The organism is Terrabacter aeriphilus, from assembly GCF_039542985.1.
In the GTDB taxonomy this organism is placed as follows: domain Bacteria; phylum Actinomycetota; class Actinomycetes; order Actinomycetales; family Dermatophilaceae; genus Terrabacter; species Terrabacter aeriphilus.
In genome coordinates this window covers 249542-276083 of record NZ_BAABIW010000006.1, presented here as the reverse complement: position 1 = coordinate 276083, position 26542 = coordinate 249542, and the positions used below count along the sequence as shown (strand labels likewise).

20 protein-coding genes are annotated in these 26542 nt (G+C 73.2%); 11 read left to right on the top strand and 9 right to left on the bottom strand.

Going from position 1 to position 26542, the window contains the following annotated elements:
* Nucleotides 1–124: 124 nt before the first annotated feature.
* From ABD979_RS03505 to ABD979_RS03495, 3 genes are read left to right on the top strand one after another with little or no spacing between them, the layout of a single operon-like run.
* Nucleotides 125–361, top strand: a complete 237-nt coding sequence (locus ABD979_RS03505) for a hypothetical protein (protein ID WP_345506052.1) — start codon at nucleotides 125–127, stop codon at nucleotides 359–361.
* Nucleotide 362: 1 nt separating this feature from the next.
* Nucleotides 363–1745 (top strand): DUF4331 domain-containing protein, encoded by a 1383-nt coding sequence (locus ABD979_RS03500; RefSeq protein WP_345506051.1) that lies wholly within the window; start codon nucleotides 363–365, stop codon nucleotides 1743–1745.
* A 2-nt stretch (nucleotides 1746–1747) separates the two neighbouring features.
* Nucleotides 1748–2155: a hypothetical protein gene (locus ABD979_RS03495; RefSeq protein ID WP_345506050.1), complete on the top strand. Its 408-nt coding sequence runs from the start codon at nucleotides 1748–1750 to the stop codon at nucleotides 2153–2155.
* A gap of 48 nt (nucleotides 2156–2203) precedes the next feature.
* On the opposite strand, the gene ABD979_RS03490 is transcribed toward ABD979_RS03495, so the two are convergent.
* Nucleotides 2204–2881 carry an alpha/beta fold hydrolase gene (locus ABD979_RS03490; protein WP_345506049.1) on the bottom strand — a complete coding sequence of 226 codons (678 nt, stop codon included), beginning with the start codon at nucleotides 2879–2881 and terminating at the stop codon, nucleotides 2204–2206.
* Nucleotides 2882–2892: 11 nt separating this feature from the next.
* On the bottom strand, nucleotides 2893–3930 hold the full coding sequence (tdh, locus tag ABD979_RS03485; protein ID WP_345506048.1) for an L-threonine 3-dehydrogenase: 1038 nt from the start codon (nucleotides 3928–3930) through the stop codon (nucleotides 2893–2895).
* Between the two features lie 32 nt (nucleotides 3931–3962).
* Between tdh and ABD979_RS03480 the strand changes: the two genes are divergently transcribed.
* Nucleotides 3963–4514 (top strand): Fur family transcriptional regulator, encoded by a 552-nt coding sequence (locus ABD979_RS03480; protein WP_345506047.1) that lies wholly within the window; start codon nucleotides 3963–3965, stop codon nucleotides 4512–4514.
* A 196-nt stretch (nucleotides 4515–4710) separates the two neighbouring features.
* Here ABD979_RS03480 and ABD979_RS03475 read toward each other — a convergent pair whose 3' ends face one another.
* Genes ABD979_RS03475 through ABD979_RS03460 form a run of 4 tightly spaced genes read right to left on the bottom strand, consistent with a single transcriptional unit; the run spans nucleotide 4711 to nucleotide 10093 of the window.
* Nucleotides 4711–6912 (bottom strand): alpha-galactosidase, encoded by a 2202-nt coding sequence (locus ABD979_RS03475; protein ID WP_345506046.1) that lies wholly within the window; start codon nucleotides 6910–6912, stop codon nucleotides 4711–4713.
* 1 nt (nucleotide 6913) lies between these two features.
* A complete protein-coding gene (locus tag ABD979_RS03470) occupies nucleotides 6914–7831 on the bottom strand; it encodes a carbohydrate ABC transporter permease (protein ID WP_345506045.1) in 918 nt (305 codons plus the stop codon).
* Between the two features lies 1 nt (nucleotide 7832).
* Entirely contained in the window at nucleotides 7833–8726 is an 894-nt protein-coding gene (locus ABD979_RS03465) for a carbohydrate ABC transporter permease (RefSeq protein WP_345506044.1), read from the bottom strand.
* Between the two features lie 14 nt (nucleotides 8727–8740).
* Nucleotides 8741–10093 carry an ABC transporter substrate-binding protein gene (locus tag ABD979_RS03460; RefSeq protein WP_345506043.1) on the bottom strand — a complete coding sequence of 451 codons (1353 nt, stop codon included), beginning with the start codon at nucleotides 10091–10093 and terminating at the stop codon, nucleotides 8741–8743.
* Between the two features lie 359 nt (nucleotides 10094–10452).
* On the opposite strand from ABD979_RS03460, the gene ABD979_RS03455 reads away from it, so the two are divergent.
* From ABD979_RS03455 to ABD979_RS03430, 6 genes are read left to right on the top strand one after another with little or no spacing between them, the layout of a single operon-like run.
* Nucleotides 10453–12450 carry a beta-galactosidase gene (locus ABD979_RS03455; RefSeq protein WP_345506041.1) on the top strand — a complete coding sequence of 666 codons (1998 nt, stop codon included), beginning with the start codon at nucleotides 10453–10455 and terminating at the stop codon, nucleotides 12448–12450.
* 2 nt (nucleotides 12451–12452) lie between these two features.
* Nucleotides 12453–13229 (top strand): DeoR/GlpR family DNA-binding transcription regulator, encoded by a 777-nt coding sequence (locus ABD979_RS03450; RefSeq protein WP_345506040.1) that lies wholly within the window; start codon nucleotides 12453–12455, stop codon nucleotides 13227–13229.
* Nucleotides 13229–14356 (top strand): galactose-1-phosphate uridylyltransferase, encoded by a 1128-nt coding sequence (gene galT, locus ABD979_RS03445; RefSeq protein ID WP_345506338.1) that lies wholly within the window; start codon nucleotides 13229–13231, stop codon nucleotides 14354–14356. Before ABD979_RS03450 ends, galT begins: the two co-directional genes overlap by 1 nt.
* Nucleotides 14353–15537 (top strand): galactokinase, encoded by a 1185-nt coding sequence (gene galK, locus ABD979_RS03440; protein WP_345506039.1) that lies wholly within the window; start codon nucleotides 14353–14355, stop codon nucleotides 15535–15537. The genes galT and galK overlap by 4 nt, the downstream gene beginning before the upstream one ends.
* Nucleotides 15538–15590: 53 nt before the next feature.
* On the top strand, nucleotides 15591–16979 hold the full coding sequence (locus tag ABD979_RS03435; protein ID WP_345506038.1) for an MFS transporter: 1389 nt from the start codon (nucleotides 15591–15593) through the stop codon (nucleotides 16977–16979).
* Nucleotides 16980–16981: 2 nt separating this feature from the next.
* Nucleotides 16982–18415, top strand: a complete 1434-nt coding sequence (locus ABD979_RS03430; RefSeq protein WP_345506037.1) for a pyridoxal phosphate-dependent decarboxylase family protein — start codon at nucleotides 16982–16984, stop codon at nucleotides 18413–18415.
* Nucleotides 18416–18479: 64 nt separating this feature from the next.
* On the opposite strand, the gene ABD979_RS03425 is transcribed toward ABD979_RS03430, so the two are convergent.
* Entirely contained in the window at nucleotides 18480–19124 is a 645-nt protein-coding gene (locus ABD979_RS03425) for a superoxide dismutase (protein ID WP_345506036.1), read from the bottom strand.
* Nucleotides 19125–19294: 170 nt separating this feature from the next.
* On the opposite strand from ABD979_RS03425, the gene ABD979_RS03420 reads away from it, so the two are divergent.
* Nucleotides 19295–22315 carry an AfsR/SARP family transcriptional regulator gene (locus ABD979_RS03420; RefSeq protein WP_345506035.1) on the top strand — a complete coding sequence of 1007 codons (3021 nt, stop codon included), beginning with the start codon at nucleotides 19295–19297 and terminating at the stop codon, nucleotides 22313–22315.
* Between the two features lie 34 nt (nucleotides 22316–22349).
* Here ABD979_RS03420 and ABD979_RS03415 read toward each other — a convergent pair whose 3' ends face one another.
* Together ABD979_RS03415 and ABD979_RS03410 are read right to left on the bottom strand one after the other, a co-directional pair.
* Nucleotides 22350–22910 (bottom strand): hypothetical protein, encoded by a 561-nt coding sequence (locus ABD979_RS03415; protein WP_345506034.1) that lies wholly within the window; start codon nucleotides 22908–22910, stop codon nucleotides 22350–22352.
* Nucleotides 22911–23041: 131 nt separating this feature from the next.
* Nucleotides 23042–26524, bottom strand: a complete 3483-nt coding sequence (locus ABD979_RS03410) for a DEAD/DEAH box helicase (protein WP_345506033.1) — start codon at nucleotides 26522–26524, stop codon at nucleotides 23042–23044.
* Nucleotides 26525–26542: the final 18 nt, after the last annotated feature.

Genomic DNA, 26542 nt, shown 5'->3' with positions numbered 1-26542 from the left:
TTGCGAGACTGTCCTTTTCGAGATCCGTGGGCGTAGCGTGACCGGTTGACGACCCCTCGACCGTGTTGCGACCGCGACCGGCCATCCTGACCGATCCGTGGTTTCGCTGTTCGAAGGAGATGTCATGTCCACGTCACGCCGAAGCTTCCTGGCCGTAGCAGGAGCCGGAGCCGTCACCACCGCGGCCGCCGGCTCCGCGGTCGCCACTCCCGCCACCGCGGGCACCGGTCGGGGTGAACCCCTGGTCGCGCACGTCAGCGACCCCGAGCACGGCACGATCGTGCTCTACGTCGGCACGCGCGAGGTGGTCGTCCACGACCACGACCTCGTGCGCCGCCTCAACCGGGCTGCGAGGCGCTGACATGTCCTCGCACCGCGAAGCACCCGAGATCTCGAAGGACCCCGTCGCCGACAACACCGACGTCTACGCCTTCGTCAGCCCCGACAAGCCGGGCTCGGTCACCCTCATCGCCAACTTCATCCCGTTCCAGAACCCGCAGGGCGGCCCCAACTTCTACGAGTTCGGCGACGACGTCGTCTACGCGATCCACGTCAGCAACCGGGGCGACGCCAAGGCCGACGTCACCTACGAGTTCCGTTTCACCACCAAGGTCCTCGACAAGAAGACGTTCCTCTACAACACGGGGCCGCTCACCTCCATCGACGACCCGAACTGGAACCGCCCGCAGTTCTACTCGGTGACGCGCATCGAGCGTGGCGAGAAGCCCCGGCAGCTCGCCTCCCGCCTCGCGTGCCCACCCGTCAACATCGGGCCGCGCAGCACGCCGAACTACGGCGCCACCTTCACCCCCGCCGGGGTCCACCCCATCCGCGGGGGCCGCACCGTCTTCGCCGGGCAGCGCGGCGACGCCTTCTTCGTCGACCTCGGCAGCATCTTCGACCTCGGCGCCCTGCGCCCGTTCCAGAACCTCCACCTGCTCCCGCTGCCCAGCGTGGCCGGCGTCAACGGCCTGCAGGGCCTCAACGTGCACACCATCGCGCTGCAGGTGCCGATCTCCGACCTGAGCCGCGACCACCGCGTCCCCACCGACCCGATGCGGGGCTCCTCGGTGATCGGCGTGTGGGCCACGGCGAGCCGCCAGAAGGCCCGGATCTGGGACGACTCCCACGGGCGGCACCGCGGGCACGGGCCCTACGCCCAGGTGTCCCGTCTCGGCAACCCGCTCTTCAACGAGGTCATCACGCCGATGGCCGAGAAGGACCGCTGGAACGCCGTCGCGCCGCGCTACGACAGCGCCTTCGCCAAGTACGTCGCCCGACCCGAGCTGGCCAAGCTGCTGCCTGCCCTCTACCCCGGGGTCTTCCCGAACCTCGCGGCCTACACGAAGGATCGCGCCGACCTCCTCGCGATCCTGCTCACCGGCATCCCCGCCGGGGTCGTGCCCGGCTTCCAGAACTACACGGGACCGCGGCAGGCCGACCTCCTGCGGCTCAACCTCGCGGTGCCGCCGAGCAGCTCGCCCAACCCGATCGGTCTCATCGCCGGGGACGCCGCCGGCTTCCCGAACGGCCGGAGGCTGATCGACGACGTCGTCGCCATCGAGCTGCGAGCGGTCGCCGGGGCCACCATCCCCCTCGTGGACCCCTCGTTCACCCCGGATGCCGCGGCGGCCGCCCTGACGGACGGCACGTCGAACACCAACCTCGCGGTCCTGCCGCACTTCCCCTACATGCCCGACCCCGCCGGCGGCTTCCAGACCGCTCCCGGGGTGCCGGCCGCCTGACCGTGGGCACCGCTGAGAACCCCGACGCGGGCCAGGGGCCGGTGCTGCTCGACATCGGTGGGGACGTGGGCGCCCTGGTCGTCACGATGCCCGGGTCGACCGACGGTCTCGAGGTCGAGATCCGCCCGGCCGGGTCGACGGCACGCGCCTCCGGTCACCACCACGACGACCACGACGACGACGATCATGACCACGATCATGACCACGGACACGACCACCAGCACGGCCACCGGCACCCGCACGTGGCGGTGGTGGGCCGGCCGAGCGCCGGTGGGGTGGTGCACACGCTCGTCTACCCGTCCGTGCCGGAGGGCGCGCACGAGCTCGTGCCACTGCCCGACGGCGTGGTCGAGCTCACGGTCGAGGTGCGTGGCGGGGCGGTGACGCACGCGACGTGGCCCACCGGCTGAGCTGACAGCCACCGGCCGCCTGGCCCGACCCCGGTTCCGGGGCCGTGGTCAGGCGGCCGGGTCGGTGTCGTCGAGGAACGCGTGCGCGAGGTCGGCGAGCTCGCGGGCCGACTCCGTGTTGACGAGCGCGCCGGCGCCGTCGACGACCTGCACCCGCGCGGTCGGCAGCTGCTGCGAGAGCGCCTGTGCCGCAGTCACTCCCGCCTTGTCCTTGGACCCCGCGACGAGCAGCACCGGCGCCGCCACCTCGCGCAGCGACTCCGTGCCGTCGAAACCCTTGAGTGCATCGAGCACGGCGAGCATCCGGGGGCGTGAGACGCCCGCGTCGACGAGCTTCCCCTCGGGCACGAGGCGCATCGCGATCTTCTGCAGGCGCAACGCTCCCCGTCCGGGCCGCACGAGCGCGCCGGCCAGCACGAGGCGCCCCACGAGCTCGGGCCGCTGCACGGCGAGGCGCAGGGCGACGCTCGCCCCGACCGACACCGCGACGAAGTCGGCCTGCCGCACGCCCTGCAGCTCGAGCTCGTCGGCGACGCCGTCGGCAGCCGCCGCGAGGTCGAAGCCGACGGGGTCCTTGGGCTTCAGGCCCTTCATCCACGGCGCTGTCATCGGGCGACCTGCCCCGTAGGCCGAGACGAAGTCCTGCCACGCGATCGGCGACTGGCCGAGACCGTGGAGGAGGACGAGCGGACGGGGGCGGTGCGGCTGGTCGGGTGCTGTCGGCATACGAAAACCCTTCAGCTCCAGTCGAGGACGACCTTGCCGCACTGACCGGAACGCGCCGTCTCGAAGGCCTCCTCCCACTGCTCGGCCGGGAAGCGGTGCGTGATGACCTGCGCGACGGCGGAGCGGAAGCGCTCGCTCGTCGCGATCATCTGCGACATGGCGTACCAGGTGTCGTACATCTCGCGGCCGTAGATGCCCTTGAGCGTGATCATGTGGGTGATGACCTTGCCCCAGTCGAGGTCGTAGGCCTGGTGCGGCAGGCCGAGCAGCGCGATGCGGCCGCCGTGGTTCATGTTCGAGATCATGTCGCTGACGGCGGGCGCGGCGCCGGACATCTCGAGACCGATGTCGAAGCCCTCCTTCATGCCGAGGTGGGCCTGCGCGTCGGCGAGGGTCTCGCGGGTGACGTTGATCGTCAGGTCGGCCCCGGCGTGCTCGGCGAGCGAGAGCCGGTAGTCGCTGGCGTCGGTGACGACGACGTAGCGCGCTCCCGCGTGCCGGGCGATCGCGGCCGCCATGACGCCGATCGGCCCGGCGCCCGTGATGACGACGTCCTCGCCGATCATGGGCCACTGGAGCGCGGTGTGCGTCGCGTTGCCGAGCGGGTCGAAGACGGCGCCGAGGTCGGGGTCGAGGTCTGCGGGCTGGACCCAGACGTTGCTCGCCGGGATGACGACGAAGTCGGCGAAGGCGCCGTCGCGGTTGACCCCGATGCCCTCGGTGCGGATGCAGAGGTGGCGGCGACCGGCGCGACAGTTGCGGCAGCGACCGCAGACGATGTGGCCCTCGCCCGACGCGCGGTCGCCGACGGCGACGCCGGTCACGTCCTCGCCGATCTCGACGACCTCGCCGTAGAACTCGTGCCCGATGACGAGGGGCGGCGCGACCGTCGAGGCCGCCCAGTCGTCCCAGCCGGCGAGGTGCAGGTCCGTGCCGCAGAGGCCGGCCCGGAGCACCCGGATCTTGACGTCAGCCGGCCCGCACTCGGGCTCGGGGCGGTCGACGAGGGAGAGGCCGGGGCCTGCGGTCAGCTTGGTGAGTGCGCGCACGGGGAGAGTCTGCCACTGCCGATAATGGGGAGGTGACCCCCTCGAACACCCCGCGTGCCGCACGTGCAGCGGGTGGCCCGACCGCCCCCGACGACAGCGTGCGGGTGGCCGGCGTCGTCGCTCGGCTCCGCGCGGGCGGCGAGCGCGTCACGCCCGCCCGGTATGCCGTCCTGCGCGTCGTCGACGCGGCCGACGTCGCCGACGAGCACCTCGACGCCGAGCAGATCGGCGCCCGGGTCGCGCTCCTCGAGCCGAGCGTGCACCGCGCCACCGTCTACCGCACGCTCGCCGCGCTCGTCGACGCCGGCGTGCTCGCGCACGTCCACCTCGGCGGGTCGGCGACGGTCTACCACCTCACGGACGCCGCCCCGGCGGGCGACGCGGCGCCGCACCACCACGATCCCGACCACGCGCACGTCCAGTGCCACGTGTGCGGGCGGGTGCTCGACGTGGCGCCGGAGCTCTTCGACGAGGTGGCGGCCCGGCTGCGCGCCGAGCTGGGCTTCGAGCTCGACACCGGCCATGCCGCGCTGCTCGGCCGGTGCGCCGACTGCACGACCGACGCCGCCGCCGAGGCGCCCTGACGCCCCTCCCCTCCCCGCCCCCTCCCCCTCAACCGTCGAGAGGCCACTCGGTGCGGGTCCTGGCGAATCGAGAGGCCGAAGTTCGCTGCGAAGGTCGGCCTCTCGACTCGCGGGCACCCACCATGTCTGGCCTCTCGACGGTGCAGGACCCGCAGACCGTGGCCTCTCGACGGTTGAGGGAGGGGGGCGGAGGGGGTCAGAGAGCTCGTGCTTCGAGGAGGTAGCCCTGCGCGGGCGCCAGGACGGGCAGGGGCAGGCCGACGCCCGAGAGCACCGACCCCGGCACCTGCACGCCGTCGGCGGCGAGCGCCTGCTCCCACCAGCCCGGCCCGGTGTTCTGCACGACCGCGGGCAGGCCCGCCTCCGGGCGGAGGCGGAGGGCATACGCCTTCGTCGGGTCGAGTCCCGGCAGGGGCACGCAGCCGGTGACGGCGTCGCGACCGGTGGCGAGCCGGGCGATCGTGTAGGCCGCGTGCGTGCGGTCGGCGTCGACGGTGCCCGTGACGAGCACCGTGCCGTCGGGCGTCTCGGAGCGCACGAGGTCGCCCGAGTGCAGCAGCGGCCGCAGCTCGCGCGCGAGGGCGGTCCAGGCCGTCAGCGCCGTCAGCTCGCCGTCCGTGCAGCCCGTGATGTCCCACTCGAGGCCGGGGTGGCCCTGCAGCGCGAGCAGCATGCGGAAGCCGAGGTCGAGCGTGCGGTGCGTCGTGTGGGCCGTGGCGGGCCCGATGTGGGTGCCCATCAGCTCGGCCGGCACGAGCAGGCTCGTCCAGCGCTGGATGGCGGCCCGCTCGAGCGCGTCGTTGCAGTCGCTCGTCCAGATGCGGTCGGTGTGGTCGAGGACCTCGAGGTCGACGCGCGCACCGCCGCTGCTGCACGACTCGATCTCGAGCCGCGGGTGACGGGCCCGCAGGTCGTCGAGGAGGCGGTAGTAGGCGAGCGTGTGCTCGTGGACCGCGGGAGCGTCGACGCGGCGGCCGCCCGGCCCCTGGGGGTCACCGACCGTGTGCACGGCCTCGAGCAGGTCGCGGTTGTGGTCCCACTTGATGTAGTCGATGCCGAGGTCGGCGACGAGCGCGCTGATGCGCTCGAGCAGCTGGTCGTAGGCCGCCGGGTTCGTCAGGTCGAGCAGCTGCTGCCAGCGCCACTCACGGGGCGCGCCCGCGGCGGGCCCGAGCACCCAGTCGGGGTGCTCGCGCACGAGGTCGCTGTCCTCGTTGACCATCTCGGGCTCGAACCACAGCCCGAACTCGAGACCGAGGCCCTTCACGTGGTCGACGAGGGGGTGCAGGCCCTCGGGCCAGACGTCCGCGGAGACGACCCAGTCACCGAGCCCGGCCCGGTCGTGGCGCCGGCCGCCGAACCAGCCGTCGTCGAGCACGAAGCGCTCGACGCCGATGCGGGCTCCCTGGTCAGCCAGGGCCTTCAGCTGGTCGAGGTCGGTGTCGAAGTAGACGGCCTCCCACGTGTTGAGCACGACCGGGCGCGGCCGCGACGGGTGGCCCGCACGGGCCCGGAGGCTGCCGTGGAGGCGGCGCGAGAGGCCGTCGAGGCCGTCGGTCGAGTGGACGAAGACGACGGTCGGCGCGGCATACGTCTCCCCCGGCCCGAGGCGCACCTCGCCCGGCGCGAGCAGCTCCCCGCCGCCGATCACGGCGTGGTGGCGGCCGGCGCCCTCGGGCAGCGCCTCGACGAGGTGCTCGTGGTTGCCGCTCCAGGCCGTGTGCACGGCCCAGACCTCCCCCGTGCGCCAGTCGAACCCACGTGTGCCGGCCATGAGCAGCAGCGTCGCGTCGTGGCCGGTGCGCCCGCGGCGGCTGGCCCGCAGGTGGGTGCCGTGGTCGAGCCGGCTGCGCTGCGGCGAGCGCTCGCGGCACCACCGGCCCGTCAGGTCGAGCACCTCGTCGGCCCGCACCGGCAGGGGCAGGATCGCCCGCAGCGCCGCGACGTCGAGGGGGGCCTCGGTGTCGGCGGTGTTGGTCACCGACGCGTCGACGCGGAGCACGCCGTGCTCGTCGAGGACGTGCCGCAGCTCGAGCCGGATGCCGTCCGCCGACGTCGCGCGCGTCACGAGCGCCCCGCCCTCCGCCGCGCACGACACGTCGTGCCAGCGCACGGCGCCGGCCCCGCCGGCCCGGTGGCCGGCCCAGCCGGGCGTGCCCGCCCAGCCGTCCGCCGCGCCGGGAAGCACGGTGAGCGGCCACGGCTCGTCGAGCGCGCTCGGGGGTGCAGGTGCCGTCGTGAGGGCGGCGAGGGCGGCATACGTGCTCGCCCCACCCTCGAGGGCGGGACCCCAGTGGATCACCTCGGGCAACCCCGAACCGCCGGGGCGCGGCTCGAGCACGAGCGCGGTCCCGGCGGACTCGAGGTGGACGATGGACGAGCTGGTCAGGTCGGTCACGTCATCCCTTGGTCGCACCGAGCGTCAGGCCCGCCACGAAGTGTCGTTGGAGCACGAAGAAGATCACCAGGGTCGGGATCGCGATGATCATCGATCCCGCCGCAACGAGGTTGTTGTCGGTGAAGAACTGACCCCGGAGGTTGTTGAGCGAGCTCGTCACCGGGTACTTGTCGCCCTGCTGGAGCAGCACGGTGGCCCAGAAGAACTCGTTGTAGATCCAGGTCGTCTGCAGCACCGCGAGCGCGGCGAGCGCCGGCCGGCAGAGCGGCAGCGTGATCTGGAAGAACTGCCGCGTGACGCTGGCGCCGTCGATGACGGCCGACTCGTAGAGCTCCTTGGGAAGCGCCTTCATGTAGTTGCTGAGCACGAAGGCGCAGAAGCCCGTCTGGAACGCCACGTTGACGAGGATGAGGCCCTGGAAGCTGTTGAGCAGCGTGCCCGACTCGCTGAACCAGAACGGCACCTCGATGGCCCGGAACATCCGGTAGACCGGGATGAGCAGCGCCTGCGGGGGCAGCAGGTTGGCGGCCATGAAGAAGCCGAGCAGCGCGAAGTTGATCTTCCACGAGAAGCGCGCGACGACGAACGCCACGCACGCCGAGAGGAAGAGCGTCAGCAGCACGGCGGGCACCGTGATGATGAACGAGTTCCAGAAGTGCAGGCCGAAGTCGCCCTGCTCCCAGGCGTTCTTGTAGTTGTCGAGCGTGAAGCCGCCCCAGGAGATGTAGCCGTTCTTGGCGGTGAACGCGTAGTCACGGAACGAGTTGACGAGCGCGAGCAGCAGGGGGAACAGCCAGATCAGGGAGATGGCGGTCAGCACGACCGGCAGGAACCAGCGGCGCCCGGACTGGGGCCCGCCCTCGCGCGGCTTGAGCAGCTCCTGGGAGCGCTCCGTCACGGGGTTCGCGGTGGCGGACATGTCAGTCCTCCTTCATGGCGATGCGGAGGTAGATGAAGACGAGGACGCTCGAGATGGCGAGCATGATCGTCGCGAGCGCCGAGCCGAAGCCGATGCGGCTGGCCTCACCGACGACGTTCTGCGTGACGAGCGTCGAGATGAGCTCGAGGCCGTTGCGGCCCTTGTTGATCACCCAGACGAGGTCGAACGCACGGAGCGACTCGATGAAGGTGACGACGAGGACGATGATGTTGATCGGGCGCATCACCGGGAAGACGACCTTGAAGAACGTCGTCGTCTCGCTCGCACCGTCGATCTTCGCCGCCTCGCGGAGCGACGGGTCGACGCCCTTCAGGCCGGCCAGGTAGAGCAGCATGATGTAGCCGGAGTGGCGCCACGTCGCGGCGACGAGGGCCGCCCAGAGGTTGACGCTCGAGTCGCCGTACCAGTCGGTGCTCCCGCCGGTCAGGGCGTTGAGCAGACCCTGGTCGCGCGAGTAGATGAGCTGCCAGATGAAGCCGATGAGGGCCAGGGACAGCACGACCGGGAGGTAGATGCTCGTCTGGTAGAACCGCGTGCCAGCGACGCCGCGGTCGACGAGGATCGCGAAGAGCATGCCGAGCGGCGTCGCGACGAGGAACATCACCGCCAGCCAGATGAGGTTGTGCTGGATCGCCGGCCAGAACGGTGGGTAGATCGTCGTGATGTCCCGATAGTTCTGGAGCCCCACCGGCTTGATGCCGGAGAGCGGCCCGATCCCGTCCCAGTTCGTGAACGAGAGCAGGACCGAGCCGAGCGCCGGGATCCAGACGAGCCAGAGGACCAAGAGCGTCGGCACGACCACCATCAGCGCGACGACGATGCGGTCGCGCGCCGACAGCTGGTCGATACCTCTGTACCTACGAGTGCTCGCCATGGTGATCGCCCCCGTCAGGAGCCGAAGATGCTCTTCTTCTGGGCCTGGATGCTCGTGCAGAGGCCGTCGATGTCCTTGGGGTTCTTGAGGAAGCTCTGGATCGCCGGGATCATGACCGTCGAGGCGAAGTCCGGGCGCGTGTCGCGGTCCATGAACTGCGTGATCGACTTCGCGGACTTGACGAACTCGGCCGACTTCTTCTGCAGGGCCGTGTAGCCGCTCGTGTCGGCCTTGTCGTTCGTCGCGATGACGCTCGGGTCGGCCTTGAGGGCGAGCAGCTGCGCCTCGGGCTGCGAGATGTACTGGAGCAGCTTCTTGGCGGCCGCCTCGTTCTTCGGCCGGGAGCTCATCATGTAGCCGTCGATCGGGGCCTCGACCGCGTCGGTGCCGATGGTCGAGTCGATCTCGGGGAACCCGAAGAAGTCGAGGTCGTCCTGCTCGGCGCCCTTGGTGAACTGCTGGGCGAGGAACGAGCCGAGGACGTACATGCCGGACTTCTTCTGCTGGAGCGACTGTGCCGCCTCCTGCCACGTGCGACCGAGCGAGTCGGCCTGGTGGAGGGGGAGGATGCCGGCCCAGGTGTCGAAGACCTTCTTGACCTTGGGGTTGGTCCAGTCCTCCTTGCCGGCCATCAGGCTGACGTGGAAGTCGTAGCCGTTGACGCGCAGGTTGATCTGGTCGAAGGTGCCCATCGCGGGCCAGCCGTCCTTGTCGCCGAAGGCGATCGGGTCGAGGCCGTCCTTCTTCATCTGGGCGCCGAGGGCGTTGAGGTCGTCGAGGGTCTTGGGGACCTCGTAGCCCTTCTCCTGGAAGACGCTCTTGCGGTAGAAGACCGCCCACGGGTAGTTCGTCATGGGCACGAAGTACTGCTTGCCGTCGGCGCCGGTCGACGCCTTCTTGAGGGCGTCGCTCATGCCGGTGATGCCCGACCACACGTCGGAGATGTCGCCGGCGAGGCCCTTCTCGGCGAAGAACTGCATGCGGTAGCCGGCGAACCACGTGAAGACGTCGTCGGGCGAGCCCTGCAGGTAGTTGTTGATGTTCTCCTGGAAGGAGTTGTGGTCGACGGTGTTGATCTTGACCGTCGTGCCCGAGTTCGCCTTGGCGAAGGCGTCCATGTAGGCCTGCACCGCTGCCTTCGGCACGGCGTCGGACTGGTTGGAGCCGACCGTCACGGTGCCGGAGACGGCGCCGGTCGGGACGCCCGAGCCGGTGTTGCTGCTCGAGCCACAGGCCGCGAGGCCGCCGGCTCCCAGCAGGGCGCCGACGCCGAGGGCGCCGCGCAGGACGGTCCGACGGTCCACGCCGCGGACGGAGGGGGGAACCATGCGGGCCAGGAACTCGGCCTCGCTCGAGGGGCGGGTCATTGCGGTCTCCTTTGACGCTGTGCCGGGTGCGTTGTCGGAGCGCGGCGATGAAGTCGAACATCTGCCACCAGAAACCTCCAACAACAAACAGAGAATGTCCGGGACGGCCGAGGCTGTCAAGGGATTCCCGGAGACTGGCCGACTTCCGCGACCGAACCGAGACCATGTCCGCCCTGACCTGCGCTTTTACACCGTTGTAAATGCGCAACCGGGACACCCGTCACCCCCGGCGACGGGGGCCGCCGACGCGTCCACGGACCCCGGGCCGCACCTCACTCGAACACCGAGTCCACGCGACGCCGCAGGATTGTGTTGGAAATTGTTGACATCGCCGCGATGGAGGCGACACCCTGTGTGGCATGCGCTCATGGCCGACGAAGACCCTCGCACTCGGTGGCGACTACAACCCCGAGCAGTGGCCCCGCCCCGTGTGGGACGAGGACATCGAGCTCATGCAGCGGGCGAACGTCTCGTTCGTCAGCCTCGGCATCTTCTCGTGGAGCTGGCTCGAGCCGGCCAAGGGCGAGTACGAGTTCGAGTGGCTCGACACGATCATGGACAAGCTGCACGCCGGCGGCATCGCGGTCGACCTCGCGACGGCCACGGCCACCCCGCCCCCGTGGCTCTCGCACGCCCACCCCGAGATCCTGCCCGTCGACGTCGACGGCCACACCCTGTGGCCGGGCAGCCGCCAGGCGTGGTGCCCCACCTCACCGGTCTTCCGTGACTACGCTCTCGCCCTGACCCGCCAGCTCGCGACGCGCTACCACGAGCACCCCGCGCTCGCGATGTGGCACGTCTCCAACGAGTACGCCTGCCACAACCTGCCGTGCTACTGCGACGAGTGCGCGCGCCACTTCCGCACCTGGCTGCAGCGCCGCTACGGCTCGCTCGAGTCGCTCAACGACGCGTGGGGCACCGCCTTCTGGAGCCAGCGCTACACCGACTGGGAGCAGATCCTGCCCCCGCGCCGCTCGACGACGTTCAACAACCCGACCCACGTGCTCGACTACAAGCGCTTCAGCTCCGACGCGCTGCTCGAGCACCTGCGGGGCGAGCGCGCGGTGCTCGACGAGCTCTCCCCCGGCGTGCCCGTCACGACGAACTTCATGACCCTCGACCACTTCCGCCACCTCGACTACTCGCAGTGGACGCCCGACGTCGACGTCGTCAGCACCGACCACTACATCGTCGACGCCCTCGAGCACCCCCGGGCCGAGCTCGCCTACAGCGGCGACCTCACGCGCGGCCTGGCCGGCGGCGCGCCGTGGATGCTGATGGAGCACTCGACGAGCGCGGTCAACTGGCAGCCGACCAACCACGCCAAGGACTTCGGCCAGACGATCCGCGACGCGCTCGCCCACGTGGCCCGCGGCGCCGACACCATCGGCTGGTTCCAGTGGCGCCAGTCCCGTGCCGGGTCCGAGAAGTTCCACAGCGCGCTCGTGCCGCACGCCGGCCCCGACAGCGCGCGCTTCCGCGAGGTCGAGGAGCTCGGCCGCATCGCGGGCCGGCTCGGCGAGCTCGTCGGCAGCCGGGTCGAGTCGCGCGTCGCGGTCCTGCACGACTTCCAGGCGATCTGGGCGGCCGAGGGGCCGTGCATGCCGAGCTCCGAGCTCGACGCCCTCACCGCGGCCTCGGCGATCCACCGGGCGCTGCACGACCGCGGCGTCACGGCCGACGTCGTGCACCCGTCGACCGACCTCACGGCCTACGACCTCGTCGTCGTGCCGCAGCTCTACCTCGTCACCGACGCGCACGCGGCCGCCGTCGCCGCCGCGGCAGCGAGCGGCGCGGAGGTGCTCGTCACCTACTTCTCCGGCATCAGCGACGAGCACGACCACGTGCGGCTCGGTGGCTACCCCGGAGCCTTCCGCGACCTGCTCGGCGTCCGCGTCGAGGAGTTCTTCCCCCTCGGCCCGGTCGAGACCGTCGCGCTCGACGCGGGCACCGGCACGTGGTGGAGCGAGGACGTCACCGCCCTGCCCGGCACCGAGGTGCTGAGCACGTATGCGTCCGGCCCCCTCTCGGGCCGCCCCGCGGTGACGCGTCGGGCGGGCACCGGCGACGCCGGGTCCGCCTGGTACCTCAGCACGTTGCCCGACGACGCCACCCTGAGCGCGCTTCTCGACGACGTGCTCGCCGCAGCCGGCGTCGACCCGGCCGTCGCCGGGCTCCCGCGCGGGGTCGAGGCGACCCGCCGCAGCGACGGCACGTCCTCGTGGCTCTTCCTGCTCAACCACACCGACGTCGCACAGGACGTGGCGGCGAGTGGGTACGACCTCGTCGCGGACGCCCCCGTCGACGGCACCGTCCGTCTCGCTCCCGGCGGCGTGGCCGTGCTCAGGGAGGGCTGACCGTGCTGGCGAGCCAGAGGCGCTCGGTGATCCTCGACCTCGTCGAGGAGTCCGGCGCCGTCAAGGTGTCCGACCTCGTGGAGCGACTCGGCGTCTCGGACATGACGATCCGCCGCGACATCGAGCGTCTCTCGACCGACGGCCTCGTCGAGCGCGTGCACGGCGGCGCGCTCGCCCTCGGCGGCACCCGCAGCAGCGACGAGCCCGGCTTCTCGGCGAAGTCGCTGCTCCAGCTCGCCCAGAAGCAGGCGATCGCCCGCGCCGCGGCCGCGCGGGTCGAGGCCGGCAGCGCCATCGGCATCTCCGCCGGCACGACCACCTACGAGCTGGCCCGCGCCGTCAAGGACGTGCCCTCGCTCACGGTCGTCACCAACTCGGTTCCGGTCGCCCAGCTGCTCCACGAGTCCGGGTCGCCCGGCCAGACCGTCGTGCTGACCGGCGGCGTGCGCACGCCGTCCGACGCCCTCGTCGGCCCGGTGGCGGTGTCGGCGCTGCGCAGCCTCCACGTCGACCTCCTCTTCCTCGGCGCGCACGGCGTCGACGGCCGCACCGGCCTGACGACGCCCAACCTCGTCGAGGCCGAGACCAACCGCGCGCTCGTGTCGGCGGCCCGGCACGTGTGCCTGCTCGCCGACTCCTCGAAGTGGGGCACCGTGGGCCTCAGCACCTTCGCCGACCTCGCCGACGTCGACCTGTTCGTCACCGACGACGCCCTCCCCGAGCGCGCCCGCGCGGCCGCCCGCGAGAGCGTCGGCTCCCTCGAGATCGTGGAGGCATGATGTCCACCACCAGCCGCACCGCCGCCCGGTTCACCTCGCGGCGGCTCGCCGACGGCCGCGAGATCATCTACGTCGACGAGCCGGGCACGCCGCCGCGCACCGCGGAGGACCCCCGCCCCGTCGAGCCGCGGGTGGAGTCGGGCGAGCTGCGCCACGACGCCCTCGTCGACGACTGGGTGGCCGTGGCCGCGCACCGCCAGCACCGCACCTTCATGCCCCCCAAGGACGAGTGCCCGCTCTGCCCGGCCGGCCACGGCTCGGTCCCCTCCGAGATCCCCGAGCGCGACTACCAGGTCGTCGTCTTCGAGAACCGCTTCCCGTCGTATGCCGTCACGTCCGTCGGTGCCGACGCGCCCGACCCCGACGGCATCTTCGGCACCCGCCCGGCCGTCGGGCGGTGCGAGGTCGTCTGCTTCACGAGCGAGCACGAGTCCTCCTTCAAGGACCTCTCCGTCGACCGCGTGCGCACCGTCGTCGACACGTGGGCCCAGCGCACCGAGGCCCTCGGCGCGCTCCCCGAGGTCGAGCACGTCTTCTGCTTCGAGAACCGCGGGCGCGAGATCGGCGTGACGCTGCCGCACCCGCACGGCCAGATCTACGCCTACCCCTACCTGCCCGACCGCACCAAGGCGCTGCTCGAGGCGGCGCGCCGGCACCACGCGCGCACCGGCCGGCTGCTCGGCGCCGACATCCTCGCCGCCGAGCAGGCCGACGGCTCGAGGGTCGTGGTCTCCGGGACGCACTGGACGGCATACGTGCCCTTCGCGGCGCGCTGGCCCGTCGAGGTGCACCTCTCGCCGCACCGCGACGTGCCCGACCTCGTCGCGCTCGACGACGACGAGCGCGACGAGCTCGCCGTCGTCTACCGCGACCTGCTGGGCCGGCTCGACCGCTACTACGTGGCCGACGACGGCTCCCCCGTCACGCTGCCCTACATCGCGGCCTGGCAGCAGGCCCCGGCGCGCACGGGGCGTGACGTCTCGCGCCTGCACCTGCAGCTCATGTCGGTGCTGCGGGGCCCGGGACGCCTCAAGTTCCTCGCCGGGTCGGAGTCGGGCGTCGGTGGCTGGGTCAACGACGTCGCGCCGGAGCGGGCCGCGGCGCGCCTGCGGGAGGTCGCACCGTGAGCGAGCGCTCCTCGGACGACGTCGTCCGCTCGGTCACCGCGGCCTTCGAGAGCGCCTACGGCTCCGCCCCGACGGGCGTGTGGTCGGCGCCGGGCCGGGTCAACCTCATCGGTGAGCACACCGACTACAACGGCGGCCTGTGCCTGCCGATCGCCCTGCCCCACAGGACGTTCGCCGCGGTGTCGCGCCGCGACGACGACCTCCTGCGCGTCTCGTCGGCGCAGCAGGACGGCGTCGTGGAGGTGGCGCTCGACGACATCTCCGCCGACACGCCGGGCGGCTGGGCCTCCTACGTCGCCGGCGTCCTCTGGGCGCTGCGCCGGGACGGCCTCGCCGTCGGCGGGCTCGACGTGCTCGTCGACTCCACCGTGCCGCTCGGTGCCGGCCTGTCCAGCTCGGCGGCGCTCGAGTGCTCGGTGGCCGCGGCGGCGAGCGACCTCTTCGGGCTCGGGCTGCTCGAGAGCACCGAGGGTCGCGCCCGGCTCGCCGCACGCTGCGTCGAGGCAGAGAACGACATCGCCGGCGCCCCGACGGGCGGCATGGACCAGTCGGCCGCCCTGCTCTGCGGCGAGGCGGCGGCGCTGCTCCTCGACTGCCGCTCCGGCGACACGCGCCAGGTGCCCTTCGACCTCGACGGCGCCGGGTGCGTGCTGCTCGTCACCGACACCCGCGCCGAGCACGCCCTCGTCGACGGGCAGTACGCCGCACGGCGCGACGCCTGCGAGCAGGCGGCCCGGGCGCTCGGCGTCGACACCCTCCGCGAGATCGACCCGAGCGGCCTCGACGACGCGCTCGCGCGCCTCGACGACGACGAGGTGCGCCGGAGGGTGCGCCACGTCGTGACCGAGATCGAGCGGGTGACGCAGACCGTCGAGGCCCTGGGCTCGGGCGACCTCGACGAGGTCGGCCGGCTGTTCGACGCCTCGCACGCGTCGCTGCGCGACGACTACGAGGTGTCCTGCGAGGAGCTCGACGTCGCGACCGGAACGGCCCGCCGGCACGGCGCGCTCGGTGCGCGGATGACGGGCGGCGGTTTCGGCGGGTCGTGCATCGCCATCGTCCGCGCCGACGACGCGGATGCCGTGGCGGCCGCCATCGCCGAGGCGTTCGCCGAGCAGGGGTTCACGGCCCCGGCGTCGTTCACCGTCACCGCGTCCGCGCCCGCTGCCCGCGACCGCTGACCGGCTCCTCCTCAAGTCCTCCCTCGCGCCGACGGGCTCACTAGGGTGCGTCCATGACCCCGGCGACGCCGCCCGCACCGAGCACCGCCCTGCCCGCCGTCGTGCGCCGCGGCTACGGCCTCGGGTCGGTCGCGACCGGGTCGTTCGGCACGGTGCCGGGCCTGCTCCTGCTGCCCTACCTCACCGACCGGCTCGGCGTGCCGGCCGCGGCCGCCGGCGTCATCGTCTTCGCGCCCAAGGCGTGGGACGTCGTGCTCAACCCGGTCGCCGGCCGGATCAGCGACCGCTCCACCCACCCGGACGGACGCCGCCGCCCCTTCCTGATCCGCGCCGGCCTGCTGCTCGCCGCGGCCTTCGCCCTGCTCTTCCTCGGGCCGACGGCGCCGCAGTGGCTCGCGGCCGGCTGGGTGGCCGTGGCCTACCTCGCCTGCGCGACGGCCTACAGCTTCTTCCAGGTGCCCTACGTCGCCATGCCGGCCGAGATCACCGACGACTACGACGAGCGCACCCGCCTCATGACGTGGCGGGTCGCCGTCCTCGCGCTCGCCATCCTCGTCAGCGGCGGTGCCTCGCCCGCGATCCGCGACGCGCTGGGGCCCGACTGGGGCTACCGCGCCGTCAGCCTCTTCGTGGCGGCGCTCATCGCGCTCGGCGCGTGGGGTGCGTGGCGCGCCACGGCCTCGGCGCCGGTGCGCACGGGGGCCGTGACGAGCGCCACGTTCGGCGACCAGCTGCGGGTCATCCGCTCCGACCGGCCGTTCCGGCTCCTGCTGACCACCTTCGTGCTCCAGGCCCTCGCGACCGGGGCGATGCTCGCCGGGGTCGACTACGTGGCCCGCTGGGTCATCGGCACGTCGCTGTCGGCCACCCTGCTCTTCGCCTGCTTCGTCGCGCCGGCCCTCGTCGTGACCCCGCTCTGGCAGCGGTTCGGCACCGCCCGTGGCAAGCGCGCCGGCTACCTGCTCGCCTCGGTCCTGCTCGGTGGTGGCGCCCTCGTCCTCGTCCTGCTCCGCGCCCTGCCGGAAGGCGTCGTCTACGCCGTCGTCGCGGTCGTCGGCATCGGCTACGCGGGCGCGCAGATGTTCCCGCTCGCGATGCTCGCCGACGTCACGAGCCGCACCACCGAGGCGCGCACGCGGGTCGGGCTCTACACCGGCGTGTGGACCGCGGGTGAGACGCTCGGCCTCGCCCTCGGACCCGCTGCGTATGCCGTCGTGCTGGCTCTCGGCGGCTACGTGTCCTCGACGGGATCGACCGTGCCGCAGTCGGACTCCGCCCTCACCGCGATCGCGCTCGGCTTCTCGCTGGTCCCGGCGACGCTCGTCGCCCTTTCCGTCCTCGCCCTCCGCGCCCTCCCCTCCCTCCCCTCCCCCGGTTCGATGTATTCCACGAGCACGGGTGACCGCCAGATACATCGACCGGACGGAGAGGGACGCCTGTGACGATGGATCACGACGAGATCCGGGAAGCGCTGACGGCGATGCGCGCCCGCGACCTCCCGACGCACGGGGGTCGCACCCTCGCCTACGTCTACGACTCGGGCCTGGCCTCGGCGGACGCGATCGGCCGCGAGGCCCTCGCGGCGTTCGCGTCGACGAACGGCCTCGACCCGACGGCGTTCCCGTCGCTGCTGCAGATGGAGAACGACGTCGTCGGCCTCGCCGGGCGGCTCGTCGACGCGCCGACGGGCTTCACGGGCGTCGTCACGTCGGGCGGCACCGAGTCGATCCTGCTCGCCGTCCTCGCCGCCCGTGACGCGCGGCCCGACGTCGCCGCGCCCCGGATGGTGCTGCCGACGACGGCCCACGCCGCCTTCCACAAGGCCGCGCACTGGCTCCGCGTCGAGCCCGTCCTCGTCGACGTCGACCCGGTGACGAAGCGCGCCGACGCCGAGGCGATGGCCGCCGCCGTCGACGACCGCACCGTCCTCGTCGTCGCGTCGGCGCCGTCCTACGCCCACGGCGTCATCGACCCGGTCGCGCCGATCGCCGCGGCGGCCGCTGCCGCCGGGGCCCGGTGCCACGTCGACGCGTGCATCGGGGGCTGGGTGCTGCCGCACCTGCGGGGCTCCGAGCCCGACCAGCCGCCGTGGACCTTCGCCGTCCCCGGTGTGACGAGCGTGTCGCTCGACCTGCACAAGTACGCCTACACCCCCAAGGGCGTGTCGGTGCTGCTCCACGCGTCCGCCGACCTCCGTCGGGCCCACCTCTTCGCCTCCGCGGAGTGGCCCGGCTACACGATGCTCAACACGACGGCGCAGTCGACGAAGTCGGGCGGACCACTGGCCGCGGCCTGGGCCGTCGTCCACCACGTCGGCGCCGAGGGCTACGCGACGCTCGCGCGCCGGGCGCGCACGGCGACGCTCGACCTCGCGGCGGCGGTGGACGGCATACCCGGTCTGGCGGTGGCCGCGCCCCCGGACTCGACGCTGCTCTCGCTCGTCGCCGACGACACGTGCGACGTCTTCACCATCAGTGACGAGATGCTCGGGCGTGGGTGGTTCGTCCAGCCGCAGATGCGCTTCCGCGACCTGCCGGCCACCCTCCACCTGACCTTCAGCGCAGCGACGGCGGCGTCGTCCGACCTCATCGCCACCGACCTGGCCGACGCGACGGCGGCGGCCCGCGCGGTCGGGCCGGCCACGCCACCGGCCGAGCTCGTCGCGATGGCCGCCTCGATCGACCCGGCGACCCTCGACGAGGCGACGTTCGCCGGCCTGCTCGCCGCCGCAGGACTCGCGGGCGACGGCGGCGCCCTCGTGCTGCCCGACCGGATGGCGCCGGTCAACGCGCTGCTCGACGCCCTCCCCCCGGAGCTGCGCGAGGCGCTGCTCCTCGGCGTCGTCGACCGCCTCGCCCGCCCCACCCCGCCGGCCTGACGGGCCCGGGTACGGCGAAGGGCGGGCACCGTGCGGTGCCCGCCCTGCGTCGTGTCGCTGTGGGTCAGCCGGGGATGATGAGGCCCGACGTCGCCTTGGCGCGCTCGAGGCGGGCGGAGACGTCCTCCCAGTTGACGACGTTCCACCAGGCGTTGACGTAGTCGGCCTTGACGTTCTCGTACTGCAGGTAGAACGCGTGCTCCCACATGTCGAGCTGGAGCAGCGGGATCTGGCCGACGGGGATGTTGCCCTGCTGGTCGAACAGCTGCATGATGTGCGGCCGCGCGGCGATGGTGTCCCACGCGAGGATCGACCAGCCGGAGCCCTGGATCGCGTTGGCGTTGGCGTTGAAGTGCGCCTTGAACTTCTCGAAGCCGCCGAAGTACTCGGTGATCGCCGCGGCGACCTCGCCCTCGGGCTCGCCGCCGCCGTCGGGGCTCATGTTCTTCCAGAAGACGGAGTGGTTCGTGTGGCCGCCGAGGTGGAAGGCGAGGTTCTTCTCCACCCCGTTGAGCGCGGCGTAGTCGCCGGACTCGCGCAGCTCTTCGAGCTTCGTGACGGCCGCGTTGGCGCCGTCGACGTAGGCCTTGTGGTGCTTGCTGTGGTGCAGCTCCATGATGCGAGCGCTGATGTGCGGCTCGAGGGCGGCGTAGTCGTAGTCGAGCTCGGGAAGCGTGTAAGCCACTTGTCGTTCCTTTCTGGAGACCATTCGGCTCCGACCACTCTATGCCGCGCCGTGACGGCGTCGACAGGGTGTCGGGAGCAGGCTGTGGGTGACGTACCCACTCGGTGGATCCTGCGACGTCAAGCCCACTCGAGGTCAAGCCGGGGTCCCGCGAAACCGGCTCGGGCAGCGGCGTCCTGCGTCATGATCGGCTCGTGCTGGACGTGCGGCTGCTCGGCCCCGTGCGCCTGCTCCGCGACGGTCGGCCCGTCGCCCTGGGCGGGGCGAAGCAGCGTGCCGTGCTGGCCCTGCTGGCACTCGAGTCGCCCCGCGCCGTGGCCGTGCCCACCCTCGTCGACGCCGTCTGGGGCGACGCACCGCCCGCGAGCGCCCGCAACGCCGTGCAGGTCTACGTCTCCGGTCTGCGCGCCGCCCTCGGCACCGACGACGCGCGCATCGAGCGGATCGGCGACACCTACCGCCTCGTCGGCGCCGGGATCGGCAGCGACGTCGGGCGGTTCACGGAGCAGGTCGCGGAGGGACGGGCCGCCCTGCGGTCGAGCAGTGCCGAGCGCGCGGCTGCCCTGCTCGACGACGCCCTGCGATCGTGGGACGGCACGCCGTTCGGCGGTCTGGAGGACCTGCCCGTCGGTGAGCGGTCGCGCCGCCTCGTCGAGGAGGCCCGCGCGACGGCGCAGGTCGAGCTCGTCGACGCGCTGCTCCGGCTGCGTCGGCCGGCCGACGCGGCGGCCGTGGCCGAGGCGCTCGTCGGCGAGCGCCCGCTCGACGAGCACGCGTGGACGCTGCTCGCGTCGGCGCAGTACCACGCGGGCCGGCAGGCGGCCGCGCTCGCCACGTGCCGACGGCTGCGGCGGGTCCTGGCCGAGGAGCTCGGTGTCGACCCCTCACCCCCGGCGCTGGCCGTCGAGGCGGCCATCCTCGCGCAGACCCTCCGACCGCCCGCGGCGACCGGCGCAGACGGGTCGGGAGTCGTCACCCCGGCCGATCACGTGGATGCCGACGACGCCGACGGGTTGCCGGGTGGCGCAGTGCTGCCGATGCTCCCGGATCCGTTCGTCGGGCGCGACGGTGAGGTCGAGCACGTGTCGGCCCTGCTCTCGGCCGCGCGGGTCGTCACCCTGACCGGGTTCGGTGGCCTCGGCAAGACGACGGTCGCCACGGCCGTCGCGCGCCGGCTCGGGTCGTCGCGCCCTGCCGTCCACTTCTGCGACCTCTCGGCCGAGCTCTCCTGGACGACCGCCGTCGACCGGGTCTGCCGGGCGCTGGACCTCGAGCCCACCGACGACCCCGTGGCGACGCTGTCGGGGGCGGCTGACGGCACGCTCGTCGTGCTCGACAACGCGGAGCAGGTCGCCGACGTCGGGCGTGGCGTGAGCGACCTGCTCCGCGGGACCGGCCTCACGCTGCTCGTGACGAGCCGCCGCCCGTTGCGGGTGGCAGGCGAGCACGTCGTGCGGCTCGAGCCGCTGCCGACGGCGACCGACGGCGAGGGCGGGCCGTCGCCCGCCGCCACACTCTTCCTCGCGCACGCCGAGCGCGTGCGGGCGGGGGCGGGCCGCGCCCCGCTGGAGCGCACCGAGGCGCTGTGCACGCTCCTCGACGGCATCCCGCTCGCCCTCGAGCTCGCGGCGAGCCGCACCCGTGCCCTCACGGTCGAGCAGTTGGGGGAACGCCTCCGCCGAGCGCCTGTCGGCGGCCTCGGTGACGCGCGACGCGCCGACCTGCCGGCACGCCAGGCCGGGCTCGCCGTCGTGCTCGACGCCTCGATCGAGCTGCTGTCGGTCGGGGCGACGCTCCTGCTCCGCGTCCTGGCCCGCCTCGGCGGCTGGGCGTCCACCGAGCTCGTGGAGCAGGTCCACGTCGCCGTCGCCGCTCCTCCGAACGGGGGCCCGGACTTCCTCGACGCCCTGGAGGACCTCGTCGACGTCGGGCTGGCCGAGGTCGACGGCGCCGGCCGCGTCCGCCTGAGGACGCCGGTGCGCGACCACGTGTCGGCCCGGCGCGACCCGGCCGTCGACGACGCGGTCGAGGCGAGCGTCGGCGACCACGTCGAGGCCCTCGTCGTCGCCACCGCGCCGCTGCTGCACGGCCCGACGGCACCGGACGGCATCCGTCGGCTCTCCCACGACCACGACGCGGTGCTCGCGGCGCTCGGCCACGCGATCGCCGCGGACGACCGCCGGCGCGCGCACGCCATGACGCTCGGCCTCGGCCGCTACTGGCTGCTCACCGGCCGGCTCGTCGAGGGTCGGCGTTGGCTCGACGCGGTGCGCGGCCTCGACCACGAGGTCGCCGACCGCATCCGCCTCGACCTGCTCGCCGGCACCTACGGCAGCTACGTCAACGACGCCGACGCCGTCGGCCTGCTCGAGGACGCCCTGGCGCGCGCCGCCGCGGCGCACCTGCCCGTCGACCGCCTCGTCGTCAACGGGGCCTGCTGCCTGGCGGCCATGACGGCCCACCTCGGCGACCTCACGGCGGCCGAGCGCTGGGCGTCCGAGGCCGCCGAGCTCGCTCGGCGCAGCGGTGAGCCGGCACTCGTCAGCCTCGCGCGCGACCTCGCGGCCCACGTGGCGAGCTACACCGGCAACGCCGAGTTCGCGCTCGAGGCCTCGCTCGCCGGCATCACCGACGCCCGGCGCGCCGGCGACCGGTTCGACCTCGTGAACCTGCTCTCGAGCGCTGCCGAGAACCTGCTCGACCTCGGACGCGGCGCCGAGGCCGTGCGCCTGACCGACGAGGCGTTCGCCCTGACCCGCGACCTCGACGTCGGACCCGTCGTGGCGCACGTGCTGATGATGCGCGGCCTCGCCCTCGCGGGGGTCGAGCGGGCGCGGGAGGCCCGCGGGTGCCTCCTCGAGGCCCTGCGCATGGCGCAGGACCGCTACCCCGACCGGTTCATCGTCGGGGCCATCCTCACGGCGCTGGCCGTCGTCGCCGCGCAGGAGGGCGACGACGCCGAGGCCGCGCGGCTCTGGGGCAGCGCCGACGCGGTCTTCGCCGACGAGGGAGCGGTGCCGGCGAGCACGGCCGGGGCGTTCCTGCGCACCTCGCTCGCGGTCGTCGCACAGCGACTCGGCGCGGAGCGGCTCACCACCCTGCAAGCCGTCGGCGCCGGCGCCCCCGACGACGTCGTCGCACGACTGCTCGGCCAGGCCGGGGTCGACGGGGTGGCGGTCCCGCCGACGCGAACGACCGGTCGGGCCGTCCCGTGACGGACGGCCCGACCGGTGCCCCCTCGCCGATCTGTCAGTAGACCTTGTAGCAGGAGGAGAACACACCCCGCGCGATGGTGTAGACGTCGGCGTAGGGATAGCGGTCGGCGCGGTGCGCGACCCAGCCGAGGGGTGCGGTGCCACCCGGCGCCCACCACTCGATGCGGTAGTCGACGACGTAGTTGCCCCGCCAGTCGGGGCTGTACGTCGCTGCCCCGGAGAACGCCGCCGCGCGGTTGTCGTAGGCGTAGGACCAGCCGCTCCAGCCGGTGCGGTAGAGGACGCCCCCCGTCCACGCGTCGACGACGTAGGCGGCATAGCGGATGTAGGCACCGTCGTTCCCGGCCCCGGCGCGGTAGTTGTGGGCGTACACCGTCGGCGCCGGGATCGTCATCTGGAGCACGCCGGTGGCGACCCAGATCTTGTGCCGACAGTCGATCTGCGGCGCGACGTAGGCCCCGAAGGTGCCTCTGCCGTCGTAGATCGCCGCCGAGGCCGGGGTGACGGTCGCCAGGACGGCCGCGACGACGAGGGCCACCGCGGCGAGGAGCCGGGCGAGCTGCTGGCGGACGGGGTGCCGACGAGGTGTGGTCATGTCGTGCTCCTGCGGTTCTGGCGGCGGGCGCCGGTGGGGTGGACAGGACCACCGTGCCGGGGAGCGCTGAAGCACCGCTTAAGCCGACGACCCCACCACCGCGCCCCCGGGGCAGAGCCCAGCCAGGCCGATCACACCAGGCCGAGCAGGTCGCGCACGTCGTCGGCGCTGATGGCGCCCGAGAGCGCACCGCCCTCGTCGACGACCCGCTGGAAGAGGTCGCGCTTGCGCTCCTGCAGGGCGACGACCTTCTCCTCGATGGTGCCGGCGGAGACGAGGCGGTAGACGGTGACGGGGCGCGACTGCCCGATGCGGTGCGCGCGGTCGATGGCCTGCGCCTCGGCGGCCGGGTTCCACCAGGGGTCGAGGACGTAGACGTAGTCGGCCTCGGTGAGGGTGAGCCCGAAGCCGCCCGCCTTGAGGCTGATGAGGAACGCCACCGCCTCGCCCTCGCGGAAGCCGCGCACCACCGACTGCCGATCGGTCGTCGAGCCGTCGAGGTACGCCGTCTCGAGCCCCGCGCGGCGCAGCGCCGCGTCGACGATGCGCAGGTAGCCGGTGAACTGGCTGAAGACGAGCGCCCGGTGGCCCTCGGCCGCGAGCTCGCGCAGCTGCTCGACGAGGAAGTCGACCTTGGCCGAGGTGGCCTTGCCGACGTGCGCGTCGTCGACGAGCGCCGGGTCGAGTGCGAGCTGCCGCAGCCGGGTCAGCGCCGCGAGGATGGCGACGCGGTTGGCCTCGGGGTCGTCGAGCAGGCCGAGCACCCGCTGCCGCTCGCGTTGCAGGTGCTGGTCGTAGATGTGCCGGTGCACCGGGTGCGGGTCGAGGCCCAGCACCTGGATCTGCTTGGGCGGCAGGTCGATCGCCACCTGCTCCTTGGTGCGCCGGAGCATGATCGGCCGGATGCGGCGGCGCAGCAGGTCGAGCAGCTCGGGCCGCTCCCCCGACTCGATGGGCTTGCGGTAGCTCTTCGTGAAGACGTCAAGCCGGGGGTAGAGGCCGGGCGCCGTCAGCGAGAGCAGCGACCAGAGGTCCATGAGCGAGTTCTCGAGGGGCGTGCCGGTCACCGCGAGGGTGAAGGGCGCGGCGAGCCTGCGCACGGCGATGTGGGTCTTGGCCTGGCGGTTCTTGACGAACTGCGCCTCGTCGAGCACCACCCCCGCCCAGCGGACGGCCTGGAAGGCGGCGTCGTCGAGGCGGAGCACGGCATACGAGGTGATGACGACCTCGGCGTCGGCCACGACGTCGGCGAGCGGGCGGCCGCGCTTGCGCTCGGTGGCCGTGACCGCCACGGCGCGCAGCTGCGGCGCGAACGTCTCGAGCTCGCCGAGCCACGTGCCGACGACGCTCGTCGGGGCGACGACGAGCACCGGACCCCGCGCCTGCCGCGACCCGGCGCCGAGCTCGCCGCGGTCGTGGGCGCGCACGAGGGCGGCGATGACCTGGAGCGTCTTGCCGAGGCCCATGTCGTCGGCGAGGATGCCGCCGAGGCCGGCGTCCCAGAGCCGTGCGAGCCAGTGGTAGCCGTCGAGCTGGTAGGGCCGCAGGGTCGCCCGCAGTCCCTCCGGCACCGGCGCCAGCGGACCGGACTCGAGCGACCCGAGCGCCTCGACGCTCGCGGCCCACCGGGCGCTCTGCGCGTCGACGACGCCGAGCGCGACGAGCTCGTCCCAGAGGTCGGTGTGGTGCGCGCTGAGGCGCAGGGCCCCGGTCTCGGGGTCGGCGATCTCGCGGGCCTCCTCGATGAGGTCGCGGAGCCGGTGCAGCTCGGGACGGTCGAGGCGGAAGTACGAGCCCGAGTCGAGCAGCATGATCTCGTCGCCGCGGGCGAGTGCGCCGAAGAGCGGCTCGAACGGCACCTCCTCGCCGTCCACCTCGACGGAGACGTGCAGGTCGAACCAGTCGCCGGGGTCGTCCGCGCCGGACCGCGCCCGCGCGCCACCCGCGCCGTCGGCGTCGTCGGCGTCGTCGGCACCGACGCCGGACTCGCCGGTGCCGAGCCGCACGACGGGCGCCGCCGTGACCTCCTCGTAGGCCGGCACCGCGCCGTCGAGCTCGACCGTGACGTGCTCGTCGGCCTCGAGGAGGGGCAGGGCGCCCGACACGAACCGGGCCGCCTCGAGCCCCGTCAGCACGACGCGGGGCACGAGGTAGGCGTGGCCCGCGACGTCGGAGCGCAGGGCGCCGGGCACGGCGCGCAGCGACGTGGCGGCCTGCACGGCCGCCGCCTCGGCGTCGCGGTCGCGGCCGCCGACCGTGCCGAAGCGCGCCGTGGTGAACGGGCGGGGCCGCCCGTCGTAGGCGTGCCCGAGGTCGAGGCGCAGCTCGCCCGGCACGTCGCTGACGACGTGGACGTGGACCGTCACCTCCTCGGGCCGCGACTGCTCCGAGAGCTCGGGGGCCGGCAGCGGCACCTCGGAGCGCACCCGGATGCGCCGGCGCAGGCCGGGCACGACCGAGCGCAGGAAGGTGCCGCGCTCGTCGGCCGGCACCCGCAGGCCGGCGAGCGCCGCCGTGAGCCCCTCGGGCCCGAGGTCGAGCTCCTGCTCGAGGGGCACGAGGGTCAGCGACCCGTCGTCGCCCTCGACCGCCACGGCGTGCACGGGGTCGCCGAGGTGGAGCAGCTCGCCGGTGGCGTCCTCGGGCAGCCCGTCGAGCTCGACGTCGAGGTCGAGGTCACCGCTGCCGCCCGCCGCCCGCCGCACGTGCAGCACGAGGGAGGCGGCCTCGTCGGCGACGGAGACCGGGCCGGTCACCCCCTCGCCGGGCAGCAGCTCGATGCCGGCCTCGACGGCCTCGCGCAGCAGCGGCCACACCTCCGCGCTCGAGTCGAGCGAGAGCGGCGGGGTGGCCGAGAAGTAGGTCGTGCCGCCGGACCCGCGGCGGGCGACGTCGTGCAGCCGCCCCATGATCCGCTCGTGCTCGGGCAGGAACCGGATGCCCGGCCGCCACTGCGGCAGGGCGTCGTGCCACGACAGGGTGCGGTGCCACGTGCCGGCCCGGGTCCACCGGGTGGGGCGCAGGCCGTAGCTGAGCTCGGGCACGCCGCGCCGCCCCCGCTGGTCTCGGTAGACGGTGTCGACGAAGAGGCCCGCCGGCATGAGGTCGCCGCGCGGCTGCGGACGCTCCACCGCCGGGTCGGCCTCGGTCGGCCGCTCGCGCAGTCGTCCGAACACCTCGGACCAGTGCGCGGAGCCCGGCAGGGCCCCGGGGCCGCCGGGGTCACCCGCGCCGTCGACCGGGACGTCGACGCCCTCGGCGTCGTCGCCCGGGGGCCCGAGCAGGCGCCCGCGCGCGACGTCGCGGGCCGTCAGCATGAGGGCGACGACGTGCTTGCAGTCCTGGCCCACCGGGCAGCTGCACCGGCCGCTCCAGAGGTGCGAGCGACCCTTCGGGTGCGGCCGGGCCTCGATGATCGTCTGGTAAGTCTCGGCGCGGCTGCCCTCGATGGTGCCGAGCACCATCATCCCGTCGGGCCGCGTGGCGAGCGAGCGCACCCGGCGCTCGGCGGCATACGCCTCCCCACGGTCGAAGGTGCGCGAGCCGACCTGCTGGGCGATGTCGGGGTCGGTGACGTCACCGACCCACGTCGCCCGACCCACGCTCCATCCCACGTGCAGAACTCTACGTTC